This is a genomic window from Terrabacter sp. BE26, assembly GCF_041941675.1.
In the GTDB taxonomy this organism is placed as follows: Bacteria; Actinomycetota; Actinomycetes; order Actinomycetales; family Dermatophilaceae; genus Terrabacter.
Genome location: NZ_CP090122.1, coordinates 1,293,689 through 1,305,599 on the forward strand (window position 1 = coordinate 1,293,689; position 11,911 = coordinate 1,305,599).

At 71.7% G+C, this 11,911-nt stretch carries 13 protein-coding genes; 8 read left to right on the forward strand and 5 right to left on the reverse strand.

Annotated elements, in window-relative coordinates; all coding sequences use genetic code 11:
* Positions 1-26: 26 nt before the first annotated feature.
* Positions 27-1,481 carry a TIGR00366 family protein gene (locus LQK93_RS06135; RefSeq protein ID WP_374970659.1) on the reverse strand — a complete coding sequence of 485 codons (1,455 nt, stop codon included), beginning with the start codon at positions 1,479-1,481 and terminating at the stop codon, positions 27-29.
* Positions 1,482-1,713: 232 nt separating this feature from the next.
* Between LQK93_RS06135 and LQK93_RS06140 the strand changes: the two genes are divergently transcribed.
* The 8 genes from LQK93_RS06140 (at position 1,714) to LQK93_RS06175 (ending at position 5,793) form a co-directional block, all read left to right on the forward strand.
* Entirely contained in the window at positions 1,714-2,565 is an 852-nt protein-coding gene (locus LQK93_RS06140; RefSeq protein ID WP_374970660.1) for a phytanoyl-CoA dioxygenase family protein, read from the forward strand.
* A gap of 260 nt (positions 2,566-2,825) precedes the next feature.
* On the forward strand, positions 2,826-3,314 hold the full coding sequence (locus LQK93_RS06145; protein WP_374970661.1) for an Asp23/Gls24 family envelope stress response protein: 489 nt from the start codon (positions 2,826-2,828) through the stop codon (positions 3,312-3,314).
* An 86-nt stretch (positions 3,315-3,400) separates the two neighbouring features.
* Positions 3,401-3,688, forward strand: coding sequence for a hypothetical protein (locus LQK93_RS06150; protein ID WP_374970662.1), 288 nt, complete (start codon positions 3,401-3,403; stop codon positions 3,686-3,688).
* Positions 3,688-4,017, forward strand: coding sequence for a hypothetical protein (locus LQK93_RS06155; protein WP_374970663.1), 330 nt, complete (start codon positions 3,688-3,690; stop codon positions 4,015-4,017). The genes LQK93_RS06150 and LQK93_RS06155 overlap by 1 nt, the downstream gene beginning before the upstream one ends.
* Positions 4,018-4,075: 58 nt before the next feature.
* A complete protein-coding gene (locus tag LQK93_RS06160) occupies positions 4,076-4,255 on the forward strand; it encodes a DUF2273 domain-containing protein (RefSeq protein WP_374970664.1) in 180 nt (59 codons plus the stop codon).
* Entirely contained in the window at positions 4,248-4,667 is a 420-nt protein-coding gene (locus tag LQK93_RS06165; RefSeq protein WP_374970665.1) for an Asp23/Gls24 family envelope stress response protein, read from the forward strand. The genes LQK93_RS06160 and LQK93_RS06165 overlap by 8 nt, the downstream gene beginning before the upstream one ends.
* Positions 4,664-5,227, forward strand: a complete 564-nt coding sequence (locus tag LQK93_RS06170) for a DUF6286 domain-containing protein (RefSeq protein ID WP_374970666.1) — start codon at positions 4,664-4,666, stop codon at positions 5,225-5,227. Before LQK93_RS06165 ends, LQK93_RS06170 begins: the two co-directional genes overlap by 4 nt.
* Complete coding sequence (locus LQK93_RS06175) at positions 5,224-5,793, forward strand: hypothetical protein (protein ID WP_374970667.1); 570 nt, start codon at positions 5,224-5,226, stop codon at positions 5,791-5,793. The genes LQK93_RS06170 and LQK93_RS06175 overlap by 4 nt, the downstream gene beginning before the upstream one ends.
* Positions 5,794-5,851: 58 nt before the next feature.
* Here the strand turns inward: LQK93_RS06175 and LQK93_RS06180 are convergent, their stop codons facing one another.
* The 4 genes from LQK93_RS06180 to LQK93_RS06195 form a co-directional block, all read right to left on the reverse strand.
* The gene (locus LQK93_RS06180; protein WP_374970668.1) at positions 5,852-7,660 is read right to left on the reverse strand and encodes a sensor histidine kinase; all 1,809 of its coding nucleotides are present in this window, start codon (positions 7,658-7,660) and stop codon (positions 5,852-5,854) included.
* 59 nt (positions 7,661-7,719) lie between these two features.
* A complete protein-coding gene (locus tag LQK93_RS06185) occupies positions 7,720-10,149 on the reverse strand; it encodes a PAS domain S-box protein (RefSeq protein ID WP_374970669.1) in 2,430 nt (809 codons plus the stop codon).
* Between the two features lie 167 nt (positions 10,150-10,316).
* Entirely contained in the window at positions 10,317-10,709 is a 393-nt protein-coding gene (locus LQK93_RS06190; protein WP_374970670.1) for a nitroreductase family deazaflavin-dependent oxidoreductase, read from the reverse strand.
* A 20-nt stretch (positions 10,710-10,729) separates the two neighbouring features.
* On the reverse strand, positions 10,730-11,899 hold the full coding sequence (locus LQK93_RS06195) for an acyl-CoA dehydrogenase family protein (RefSeq protein ID WP_374970671.1): 1,170 nt from the start codon (positions 11,897-11,899) through the stop codon (positions 10,730-10,732).
* Between the last annotated feature and the right edge of the window lie 12 nt (positions 11,900-11,911).

The window sequence follows — 11,911 nt, forward strand, 5'->3', positions numbered from 1 at the left end:
CATCGTCGCCCATCTCGCCCCTGCGGTCACGGCAGGAGCGGCATCAGCAGGCTGCCGACGCCGAGGACGACGAATCCGACGACGAAGGCGACCACGGTGAAGCCCATCACCCGGCGGATGTTGAGCTTGGCGATCGCCAGGACCGGCAGCAGCCAGAACGGCTGGATCATGTTGGCGACCGCCTCGCCGTTGGCCACCGACATCGAGATCTTGCCGAGGTAGGCGGGCGACGTCTGGCCGAGCTGCACGGCCGCGTCGACGGCGACGGGACCCTGGACGCCCCAGTGGCCACCGCCGGACGGGACGAAGAGCGAGATGACGACCGACGCGACGTAGTTGAGGAACGGCAGCGTGTAGTACGTCGCGTGCGACACGATCGCCGAGGCGATGACCGTCTGGAGGGGGTGGACGCCCGCGTGCGGGGTGTAGCCGAGCAGGCCGATGATGCCGCCGTAGAGCGGGTACTGCAGCAGCAGCGGGCCGGAGGTCTTGGCCGCCTCGGTGAAGGCCCGGATGAAGCGCATCGGCGTCCAGTGGAAGAGCGCGCCGAGGATGAAGAAGAGCATCACCATCGAGCCGATGTTGAGCGCGAAACCGCTGCGCACGAAGTAGGCGATGCCGGCGACGAAGACGAGCACGTTGAGGACCCACAGGTTCTCGAGCTTCTCGGCGAGGGTGCGCGGGCCGGCCGGCCGCACGTCCTGGGGCTGCTGGTCGAGCGCGAGCAGCGCCTCGCGGTCGACGTCCGCCTGCTCGGTGCTCTCCTGGGGACGCGGCGACATGCGGTGGACGAGCAGGCCGATCACCACGGCGAGCACGAGCATCGGCACGAAGCTGTAGGGCCGGAAGATCGTGTCGCTGAGCGGCACGAGCTGGTGGGTCTGGGTCCAGATGATGTTGAGCTTGCTCGTCTTGTCGGTGTTGGCCAAGGCGATCGAGCTCGACAGGCCGGAGGTCCAGACCATGTAGCCCATGTAGCCGGCGGCCACGAGGTAGGCGAAGTTGACGGTGCGCAGCCGCCCGAAGACCTGGCGCGCCAGCAGGGCGCCCACGACCAGGCCGAGACCCCAGTTGACCACGCAGGCGAGCGCCGCGACGCCGAAGCAGAGCAGGCCGCCCTGGGCCTGGTTCCTCGGCTTGCTCGCAAGCCACTGCAGGCCTCGCTTGACGAGCGGCGCCTCGGCCAGCGTGTAGCCGCCGACGAGGATGAGGATCATCTGCATGGCGAAGGTGAAGATGTTGCCCTCGCCCCAGACGCCCTTGTACCAGCCGTCCACGACGCCGCCGAGGCTCGCACCGGGCACGAAGGCGAAGATCAGGACCACCACGACGATCGTCAGGATGACCGCGAAGAGGTAGGGGTCGGGCATCCACTTCTCGACGTAGCGGACGGACAGGTCGGTGAAGCGGTGCAGCGGACCGGGGCGGTCGGTGCGGGCCGTCTGCTCCTCTTCGAGGACGAGGTCGGGCGTGTGCGACATGGGGCTTCTCTCGGGGCGTGTCGGCGGTCGCGTTCGGCGTCGCGGCCGGGTGAGGTCGGTCAGTCGGCGCTCCCCGCCGCCCGATGACCTCGTTGTCAGGTGGATTGGCTAGGCCACAGGGCCACCAAGCCATTGGGCAGTGTGGGGTGCCCCGAATGTCGTGTCAAGGGCGATGTGGCCGATCTGGACTCCGATCGGCCGCGACGGGCCCGTCGGCGCGTACCGTCGGAACATGAGGACCGAGGTGACCGAATCCGACCAGTTCGACCAGTTCGACCAGCCCTTCGACGCGGCAGCGATCCGGCACGGGCTGGAGACCGACGGCATCATCGCCCTCAAGGGCGCCTTCACGCCCGAGTGGGTCCAGCAGCTTCGCGAGGACATCGACGTCGCCTTCGACGAGGCGCGCTCACGCGAGGGCGGCGCGGTGGGCCGCGGACCCAACCGGTGGTACGTCGAGATCCACCCCGAGGCGCTGCGCGGCTTCGTCGACCTCGTCGACCACCCGTGGGTGCGGACCGTCTGCGAGGCGATGCTCGGCCCCGACTACACGATCGTCGAGGTCGGCTTCGACACCCCCTTCCCCGGGGCGAAGGTCCAGCCGTGGCACCGCGACTTCCTGAGCCCGCGCGAGACCACCGACGAGCACCGCCTCACCTCGCTCGCGTTCAACCTCACCACCGTCGACACGACCGACGAGATGGGGCCGTTCGAGATCGCGCCCGGCACCCAGTGGGACCGCGGCGACGACTTCGACCACGAGATGTTTCCACCGGAGTCGATGTACCCGCGCTACGAGGCCCGTGCCGAGCGCAAGTACCCGAAGGTCGGCGACATCTCGGCCCGCTCCGCCCTGACGATCCACCGCGGCACCCCGAACGTGTCGTCGGTCGCACGACCGGTGCTGGTGCTCGGCGTCGATGCCCCGGGCGCCGGCAACGACGCCCACCATGACCTGGCGGTGACCCGTGGCTACTGGGAGCAGCTGCCCCAGCGGGTCCGGGACCACCTGTCGTGCCCCGTCGTCGACCAGCTGGACCCCATCACCCAGAAGCACGACATCGAGGGCCTCGTCATGGGCTGACCGAGCCCTCGTCCGCCACGATGCGCGCGCGCCGCAGCAGGTGGAGCACCGCGGCGGCGAAGTCGTTCTCAACGCCGACCTACCGTCATCGCGGCCGAGGTCAGGGCCCCCCGACCACCGCTTCGTCGTGGCCCTGTCGGGCAGCCCCGAGCGATGCCAGCGGGCCGCTGACGGGTACATACCCAGGTAGGTGGTCTCTCGCGGCCCCGGCCGGCCCGACTGCCACCGGCTGAATTCGACTGTCTTCGAAGGAGCCCGCGATGAGCGACGCGCAGAGCGACATCCAGAGCAGATCATCGGCCTCGAGCGCCACCTCTGCCGGCAGTGCAGGTGGTGCGCTCTCCCCGCTGGTCACCGACCAGGGGCGCACGACCATCGCCGACACGGTGGTCGCCAAGATCGCGGGCATCGCGGCCCGCGAGGTGTCGGGCGTGCACGCCCTCGGCGGCGGGGCGGCCAGGGCCGTCGGCGCCATCCGGGAACGCATCCCGGGAGGGCGCACCAACCAGTCCCTCGGGGTCTCCGTCGAGGTCGGCGAACGACAGGCCGCGGTCGACCTCCAGCTGGTGGCCGAGTACGGCGTGTCGATCGCGGACCTGGCCCAGGGCATCCGCCGCAACGTCATCAGCTCGATCGAGCGCATGACCAGCCTCGAGGTCACGGAGGTCAACATCGACGTCCAGGACGTCTTCCTCGAGAGCGACGACGAGGACCAGCAGGGCCAGCCTGCCGAGCCCCGAGTCCAGTGACCGGAGAGCCGGGGGTGGGCGGCAACCTCGCACCTCCGAGCAGCACACCCGCTGACAGCGCACAGCCGCAGGGCGCATCGACCGAGATGGCAGACGCCGTCGCGGCGGCAGTGCTCCTCGTGCCCGGTGTCGCCGGTCTGCACCCGGGGGCTTTCGGGGAAGCCGCGACCCACCTGCCGGGCCGCACGGTCCCGGGCGTCCAGCTCAGGACCGGGGGCACCACGGTGCACGTGGTCCTCGAGTGGGGAGCGCCTGCCCGGACCACCGCAGAGCGCGTGAGGCAGGCGGTCATCGGCCTCACCCACGGACCCGTCGACGTGGTGGTCGCAGACGTGGCTCTTCCCGGCGACACCGTGAAGTCGCGGGAGTCCTGATGCCCCGGGGCGGACCCGTCGACCCGGCCGCGCGCACGGAGTGGGCGCGGCTGCGGCGACAAGCCGCCGCGGCGCACCATCCGGACCGCGGCGGCGACGTCGACGCCTACCTCTCCGCGCTGGCCGCCATCGATCGGGCGTTCGCGGTGCCCGGCGAGTCGACCGCGCCGATCGGCTCACCGAGCGCGGCGGCCCCTGTCGTGGTCGTGGCGCGGACCTGGCGCGGCACGCGTATGCGTCTGGCCCGGCGCACCCGTCACGTCTCCGGGAGCGTCCGGGGCCGGCTCCCGCGGTCGTTCCCCGGGGCCCGGCGCACCACCGACATCTGAACACCCAGCCCTGAACCCCCTCGGCGTTCGGACTGCCCTTCTGTCAGAGGAGACTCCCATGCCCAGCTCATCCATCGGCCTCATCGCCGGCCTGCTTCTCGGAGTGGCCGCTGCGACCGGCGGCTTCACCGGCTTCCTGCTCGCCCTCGTCCTCGGCGCCATCGGCTTCATCGTCGGCGGGCAGATCGACGGGAGCCTCGACCTCTCACGGCTGATGGGCGGCCGTCGCCGTGACTGACGTCGCCACGGCATCGGCGGCCCAGCCTCCGGCGAGCAGCGGTGGGCCGCCTGGCGGCCTCCCCGACCCGGCCGAACGGGGACGGCTCGACGTCGCCGACCGGGTCGTCGAGCGCGTGGCCGGCATCGCGGCCTGCGAGGTGAGTGGGGTGCGCCCCCTCGGCTCGGGCCTCGACGGCGTCGTCGGACGGCAGTACCCCAAGGTCAAGGCAGAGGTGGCCGGTGGGCACGCGCGGGTCCAGCTGGACATCGCCGTCGACTGGCCCGTGCCACTGGCCAGCACCGCAGCGCAGGTGAGGGACCACGTCCGGGACCGGCTGACCTCCCTGGTGGGCCTGGCCGTCGACGCCGTCGACGTGACCATCGCCACGATCGCGCCGGCTGCCGCGAGCGAGCACAGGAGGGTCCAGTGAGCCAGTCGGGCTTCAGCGACGGCCGCATTCCGGCCATGCCGGCGGCCAAGACCCCGAGACGCACCGGTGGCACCAGCGCCCTCGGCATCCTGCTCGCCGCACTGTTGACAGCGATCGGGGTGCTCGCGGTGCGCGACGCGCTCCTCTACGCGCGGCTGCTCACCGGCAAGCCGCTCCTGCACGAGCTGGCGAAGGCGGTGCAGGGAGTGCGCCCCGAGATGTGGACGGTCGTGGTCGGGGCGCTCCTCGGCCTCCTCGGCCTGGCCCTCCTCGTCAAGGCGTTGCTCCGGTCGGGGCCGAAGGTCGCGGCGGTGGCGGCCGACACGGGCGTCTTCCTGCGTCCACGGGACATCACCCGCCTCGTGGAGACGGCGGCCGAGGGAGTCGACGGGGTGCTCGGAGTGCGCGCCTCCGCCACGCCGCGTCGGGTGGCCGTCACGATCCGCTCGACGGGCGATCCCGACGTGCCGCAACGGGTTCGCGGCGCAGTCACCCAGCGCCTGGAGCCGCTCGTCACGCAACCCACGGTGCGCGTCACCACGGAGAGGCGGCAGCGATGAGCAGTCGGACGTTGGTCCTCGACCGGGTCATGACCGCTCTGGCCGGCCTGGTGCTCGTCGCGCTCGGTGTGCTCGGGATCCTCTGGTGGGCGGGCCGGCTGGGTTCCGTGCCCGACCACGTGGACCTGAGCAGCATCCGATGGTGGCCCCGGCAGCAGTGGTGGCCGTGGGCGCTGGGCGCCGTCGGGGTCGTGCTGGCCCTCCTCGGGCTCCGCTGGCTCCTCGCGCACCTGCCGCGCCGCGGCATCAGCGTCCTCTCGCTGCCCGGTTCGGGCCCGGAGGGCAGGCTGCTCGTGGCGGCCGGGCCCGTCATCGATGCGGCGGCCGGCTCGTTGGCGCGGACGCCGGGGGTGCGCTCGGCTCGGGGGCGCGTGGAGCACGACCGAGGTCAGATCGTGGCTCACCTCGACGCCACCATCGAGCGGGGCGCCGACCTGCGCACGGTGGCCGCCGCCGCCGATGCGGTCACCGGCGAGCTGCAGGCAGCACTCGAGCGGCAGGACCTCACCGGGCTCGTGCAGCTGCGGACGGCGGGCCGCAGCAAGCCCGTGCCGCGCGTCTACTGACCGGCCTGAAACAGCGCCCTTCGTGCAGTTCGACGGCGGACGCGCCGGATGCGGCCCCTCAGCGGGCCGGAAGCAGGAGCCTGACGCTGGTGCCGCGGCCCGGCTCGGAGTCCACGACGATGCGTCCCCCGTGCTTGACCACGACGCGCTGCGCGATGCTGAGGCCCAGGCCCGTGCCGGGAACCCGCAGGGTGACCGGGTTCGTGCCGCGGAAGAACTCCGTGAACAGACCCGCTTGGTCCTCGGGCGAGATGCCGACCCCGTCGTCGACACACTCGAGCACCACCCGGTTGCGCCGATTGGCCACCGAGACGGCCACGTTGCCCCCCGGCGGGGTGAACTTCACCGCGTTGCTGATGAGGTTCTGCACGACCCGCTCGAGGTCCCCGGCGCTGCCACGCACCAGAGGCAGCTCGTCCTGCTGCTCGAAGGTCAGGCTGACCTGCTGCGTGTCGGCGCGGGGCCGGAACATGTCGACCACCTCGCGCGACACCTCTCCGAGGTCGACGTCGGCCTCCGGCAGCGCCCGGTCGGGGTCGCTCACCCTGGAAAGGGTCAAGAGGTCGTCGACCAGGTTCTGCAGTCGCTCGGTGTTGCGCTCGATGACGCCGAGCGACCACTCAGGGTTGCCGTCGGGGTCCTGCCGGAGCAGCTCGACGTGGCCCACGATCGAGGCGAGCGGGTTCTTCAGCTCGTGCGACACCGTCGAGAAGAGCTGTGTCTTGCCACGGTCGGCTTCACGCAGCTCCGCGGCCACCCGCCGCTCCACGGCATACAACCGTGCGTTTCGGATGGCGCGGCCGAGGTCACGACCCATCTCGAGGGCCGCCTCGGCCTCGGCAACGGTCCAGTCCGGGTCGGACGGGCCGCGGGTGCAGGCGATGTAGCCGAAGCAGCTCGACCCCGAGCCCATCGGCGCGATGAGCAGGGAGCGCGCGCCGGCGGACGCGAGGAAGGACTCGGCTCGCGCGACGTCGTCGGGACGCCAGAAGGAGGCGGGCGAAGCCTGTCCGGCGCCGACGACGGCGACCACCCCGGCGCGCCAGCCACTGATCGCCGCCCGCCGCGCGGTGTCGACGAGCGAGACGGGTGCTTGCACGGAGGTACCGCTGCGCGCCGAGACGCTCTCGCGCTCGTCGTCGTCCGCTGCGCCGAACGCCCTGAGCCACAGTCCGGCGGCCGCGAGACCCGCCGAGATGGGCGCCGCCGCGACGTCGACGACCTTGGCCGGGTCGAGGTCCTCCTGGGCGATGCGTGCGACCGTCTGGACCGCCTCGGACAGCCGGACCCGTTCCGAGAGGGTGTGCCGCTGGCGGGCTGCCGATACCGCGATGCCTGTCTGGTTGGCGAAGAGCTCGAGCACCGCGCGTTGCGTCGCGTCGGGGCGCAGGCCACTGAGCGGCAGGTCCACCGAGAGGATGCCGAGCAGCTCCCCGACCGCGTCGAAGAACGGCGCGATCAGGGTGTCCTCCGGGTTCCAGGCGTCCGGGTCGTCCTCCGGCGTCGGGGCCGTCCAGTCGGAGGAGACCCACCCGTCCGCCGACCCGTCGGGCAGCTGGCCTGCCGGCACGAAGCGCAGGCTGCCCCACCGCTCGGCCACGGCGAACTCGGCCTCGAGGACCTCCCGGGGTGTGCGCCGCCCGAGCAGCTCCGTGCGGGCCTCGTCGTCGCCCGCGACGGCGACGACCTTCACGTCACCCGAGGGGACGACGATGCTGATCGCCGCCACCTTGAAGCCCACGACGTCGGCGGCGCCGTCGACCACCATGTCGAACAGGACGGAGAGGTCGTCCTGGGCGCTGACCCGGTTCATCAGCTCGGTGAGCCGGCGTAGCGCCAGCACCTCCCACGTCTCGCCCTCGCGCACCCTGTCCCCTAACCCACGACCCCCGTGGTTCGGCATGACGGCCGGATCTGTCCCGATGGTCACGATATGTTGAAGATGTCCGGCTCGGGGGGCTTGTCCCACAAGCCGACACGGGGAATCGACACAGTAAAGGTCGCACCCTCGTCGGGTACCGACTCCACGGACACCGATCCGCCATGTCCCTCGGCGATGGCCCGCACGATCGACAGCCCGAGCCCAGACCCTTGGATCGCCCGCTCGTTGGCCACGTCCGAGCGGAAGAACCGCGTGAAGACGCGTTCGTGGTCCGCGGACGGGATGCCGATGCCGGTGTCGGAGACCACGAGGAGGACGGTGTCGGTGCGGGTCTCGTCGGGGCGAGCCACGAGGCTCACGCGCCCTCCGTCGGGAGTGAACTTGACGGCGTTCGACAGCAGGTTGGTGACCATCCGCTCGAGGGCGGCGCGGTCGCCGTCCACCCACAGCGGGGTCGGCGACACGTCGAGCTCGCGGTCGAGGCGCCGGTCACGGGTTACCGTCTCGACCGAGCTCCACGCGCTGGCGACGACGTCGGCGAGGTTGCACCGGCTGGGGTGGAGGACGAGCCGGCCCGCCTCGATGCGGGAGTTGGTGAGCAGGTCCTCGATGAGCGACAGGAGGCGGCGGCCGTTGCGCTCCACGCGCCCGACGAGCTCGAGCTGCCTCGGGGAGAGCGGTCCGGCGGCCCCGTCCTCGAGCATCTCGGTGTAGCCCAGGACGCTGGCGAGCGGGGTGCGCAGCTCGTGGCTGATCGTGGAGACGAAGTCGGACTTGGCGCGGTCGAGCCGGGTCAGCTCCTCGACCGCCTGCCGCTCGCGGTCGAGGCCGGTCTGGAGCGCGACTTCTGCCTCTCGGCGGCCGGTCACGTCCTCCGCGACCATGAGGTAGCCCCTCAGCTGACCCGCCTCGTCGCGAATGCCGCTGACCGCGAGGGACACGGTGCGACGCGAGCCGTCCTTGCGCACATAGGTCCAGTCTTCGGGGGCGGCCGAGCCGGCGGAACGGGCCTGTTGCGCGAGCACCTCCACATCCGGCTCGATGCCCTGATCCCGCGCCCGCCGGCGGATCTCCTCGGAGTCGTGAAGCAGGGACCAGTCGCCTCGGCCCACGAGCTCGGAGGCCGACCAGCCGAGCAGGTTCTCGGCCCCGCGGTTGAACAACGTGATGACACCGTCCAGGTCGGTCACGACGATCGCCGTGGCCGTCGCCGACTCGAGCACCGCCTCGACGAACGTCCGGGCGGCTCGCTCGTCGGTGACGTCGACGCCGGTCTTGACGAGGTGCGTCCGGTTGCCGTCCGGGTCGGTGAGATAGGCGTTCGTCCACACGATGTGGCGGACTCCCAGGCCGGCCACGTGCCAGTCGTGCTCGTCATGCAAGGGCACTGCGCCCTCCCGGATCCGTCCCATCCGGCGTGCGAGCTCACGGCGGTCGTCCACCGGGAAGACCTCCACCGCGAGACGGCCGCACAGGTCCTCCGCGGGGGCACCGAGCAGTCGGGCGGCGGTGGCGTTGAGCCGCACCACGACCGCGTCGGCGTCCAGCACGACGATGGCGCTCGCCGCGGTGTCGAGCACCACGCCGGTGAGCTTGACCTCGCTGTGCAGGTCGGCCAAGGCCCGGCGCCGCTGGGCTGCCGTGACGGCCAGCGTCAGCGTGGTGACGGCGAGCGTGACGAGGAAGGCCTGTGTCAGGGCCCCGACGGTCTCCGGGCGCAGGTCGGCCACGGCGACCGCATAGACGAAGGGCCCGCCACCCCGGCTCGTCAGCGTCACGGCGATCACGGCCACGACCAGCAGCTGCGCTGCCACGGCGCGCACGCTCTGTTGCAGCGCGCCCCAGATGAGGACCGGGATGAGGAGGAACGTCAACGGCAGCGCCTGCTCGCCGCCGAACACCCACCCCGTCAGGGTGAGGGCGACGAGCCACTGCACGAGGTCCTCCCAGCGGGGGGCACGGGTGCGTTCGTTGCGCGCCGCGATCCCGAACGGAGCCATCACGAGGACGGCGGCTGCGTGCGACGCCGCGACGGCGGCGGCGGTGGTGAGGACGGGGCCGTGCAGCCCTGCGCTCACCACGAGGGCGGCGAGCGCCGCGAAGACGGCGGCGCCGGCAACGGTGACGGCGATCAGCCGCCAGAGGTCCTCCAGCGAGTCGAGGGCCGGGTTCCGGCCACCGCGCAGGAGCAGGCCCAGCACCACAGCGGCCTCGGCCGCGTTAGCCACCCCGAGACCAGTCGCCACGAGGGTGGGACGTCCCGCATACGCGTTGGCGGCCGCCGTGCACACGAGGATGCCACCGACGAAGAACCAGCTCCGCCGGCCGTGTGCGTCGCGCGAGGTCGCGAGGAGGAAGGCCACCCCGAGCCCGCCGGCCGGCCACCACACGGCCAGGGTCGAGCCTGATGGGGCGTAGCGCACGGCGGTCGCGGCGAGCACGAAGACGCCGATGAGGGCGAGGGCGGTCCCCACCCACCAGCTCCCCCCTGCGAGCCTCGGTCGCCCACCTCGAGCGGCAGCCCCTTGCGCGGATTTCATGGCGGAATGATGGCGCACATCGCTGGGAATCGGGCAAAACGGACGATGGCGACGGACGTGTCGTCCTGGCGCCAACGCCGCACCGGCTCGCGTGGACGCACCTACGCCTCGGCAGTAGCCCTCCGCGCCAGCTGGAGGTAGCCGCCCGACATGTCGCGCCGCTCGATGATCCGCCTCACGCGACCGCTCGCCGCCGCGAGCGCCACGTCCTTGCCGACGAAGGTCGGTGCGCTGCAGTCGTAGTCGCGTCCCTTCCACCGGATGGTGCAGCCGCCCGCAGCGCGCACGTTGCGCACCCAGTCGGTGCGGCGGCCCCACGGCAGGCCGATGACGAACGTGGTCGGTGTGGCGAGGACGGTGACGGGCGTCGCGTACTCCTTGCCGGTCGAGCGCCCCCGGTGGTGCAGCACCGCCCACACCGGCAGGAACCGGCGCCCCGCCAGGTGGACGGCGACCTTGTTGAACTGCTTCGCGGCTGCAGGGGCACCGGCCATGCGCCCATTGTGTCGTCGGTTCAGCCCAGGTGGCCGCGAACCGAGGCGTGTCCCTTGAGCAGGTTGCGGGCGATCGTGCGGCGCTGGATCTCGTCGGTGCCCTCGTAGATCCGCAGCAGGCGCAGCTCCCGGTACCACCGCTCGACGGGCAGCTCGCGGGTGTAGCCCATCCCGCCGTGCATCTGCAGCACCCGGTCGACGATCTCGTTGGCCTTGATGCCGCCGTAGAGCTTGGCCATCGACTGCGACTGGCGCGAGTCGAGGCCGCTGTCGACCTGCCAGGCGGCCGTCAGCACGAGCCAGCGCAGCGCCTCGATCTCGACGGCGGAGTCCGCGACCATCCACTGGATCGCCTGCCGCTCGGCGATGGGCTCGCCGAAGGTGACGCGGTTGCGGGCCCACTCCATGCCCATCTCGACGAGCCGCTCGCACGAGCCGAGCGCTCGGGCCGGCAGCATGTAGCGGCCCTTGCCGATCCAACGCATCGCGAGCTCGAAGCCCCTCCCCTCCTCGCCGAGGATCGCCGAGTGCGGCACGCGCACGTCGTCGAAGACGAGGGCGGCCGGCCCCCACTCGCCCATGGTGTCGATCGGGGTGCTCGTCCACCCACGGTCGCGGTCGACGAGGAAGCATGTGACGCCGCCGTCGGCCCCCTTCTCTTTGTCGGTGACGGCGAAGACCATGACGAAGTCGGCCTCGTTGCCGCCGGTGATGAAGGTCTTCTCCCCGTTGATGACCCACTCGTCGCCCTCACGGCGGGCGCTGGTGCGGATCGCCCGGGCGTCGGATCCGGCGCCCGGCTCGGTGATCGCGAAGCACGACTTGCGCGTCCCCTCGATCGTGGGAAGCAGGTAGCTCTCCTGCTGCTCCGGCGTGGCCGAGAAGAGGATGTTGTCGGCCTCACCGGCGAAGCGGAACGGCACGAAGGAGCGGCCCAGCTCGATCTCGATGAGGGCGGCAACGACCGCGCCCTGCCCCATCCCGCCGTGGCTCTCAGGTGTCTGGATGCCGAAGAAGCCCGACGAGCGGGCTTTGTCCTGAAGGGCTTTCAGCTCCACGGCCGTCAGGCCGCGCTCGTTGCGCCGCTCGCGCTCGAGCACCTGCGGCTCGAGCGGCATGATCTCCCTGCGCACGAAGGTGCGCACCCAGTCGCGGATCTCGCGCTCCTCGGCGCTGAGGTCGAAGTCCATCGTCGGTCCCTT

Coding starts and splice junctions, on each gene's coding strand:
- LQK93_RS06135 (WP_374970659.1), bottom strand. CDS start 1,481: ATGTCGCACACGCCCGACCTCGTCCTCGAAGAGGAGCAGACGGCCCGC.
- LQK93_RS06140 (WP_374970660.1), top strand. CDS start 1,714: ATGAGGACCGAGGTGACCGAATCCGACCAGTTCGACCAGTTCGACCAG.
- LQK93_RS06145 (WP_374970661.1), top strand. CDS start 2,826: ATGAGCGACGCGCAGAGCGACATCCAGAGCAGATCATCGGCCTCGAGC.
- LQK93_RS06150 (WP_374970662.1), top strand. CDS start 3,401: ATGGCAGACGCCGTCGCGGCGGCAGTGCTCCTCGTGCCCGGTGTCGCC.
- LQK93_RS06155 (WP_374970663.1), top strand. CDS start 3,688: ATGCCCCGGGGCGGACCCGTCGACCCGGCCGCGCGCACGGAGTGGGCG.
- LQK93_RS06160 (WP_374970664.1), top strand. CDS start 4,076: ATGCCCAGCTCATCCATCGGCCTCATCGCCGGCCTGCTTCTCGGAGTG.
- LQK93_RS06175 (WP_374970667.1), top strand. CDS start 5,224: ATGAGCAGTCGGACGTTGGTCCTCGACCGGGTCATGACCGCTCTGGCC.
- LQK93_RS06190 (WP_374970670.1), bottom strand. CDS start 10,709: ATGGCCGGTGCCCCTGCAGCCGCGAAGCAGTTCAACAAGGTCGCCGTC.
- LQK93_RS06195 (WP_374970671.1), bottom strand. CDS start 11,899: ATGGACTTCGACCTCAGCGCCGAGGAGCGCGAGATCCGCGACTGGGTG.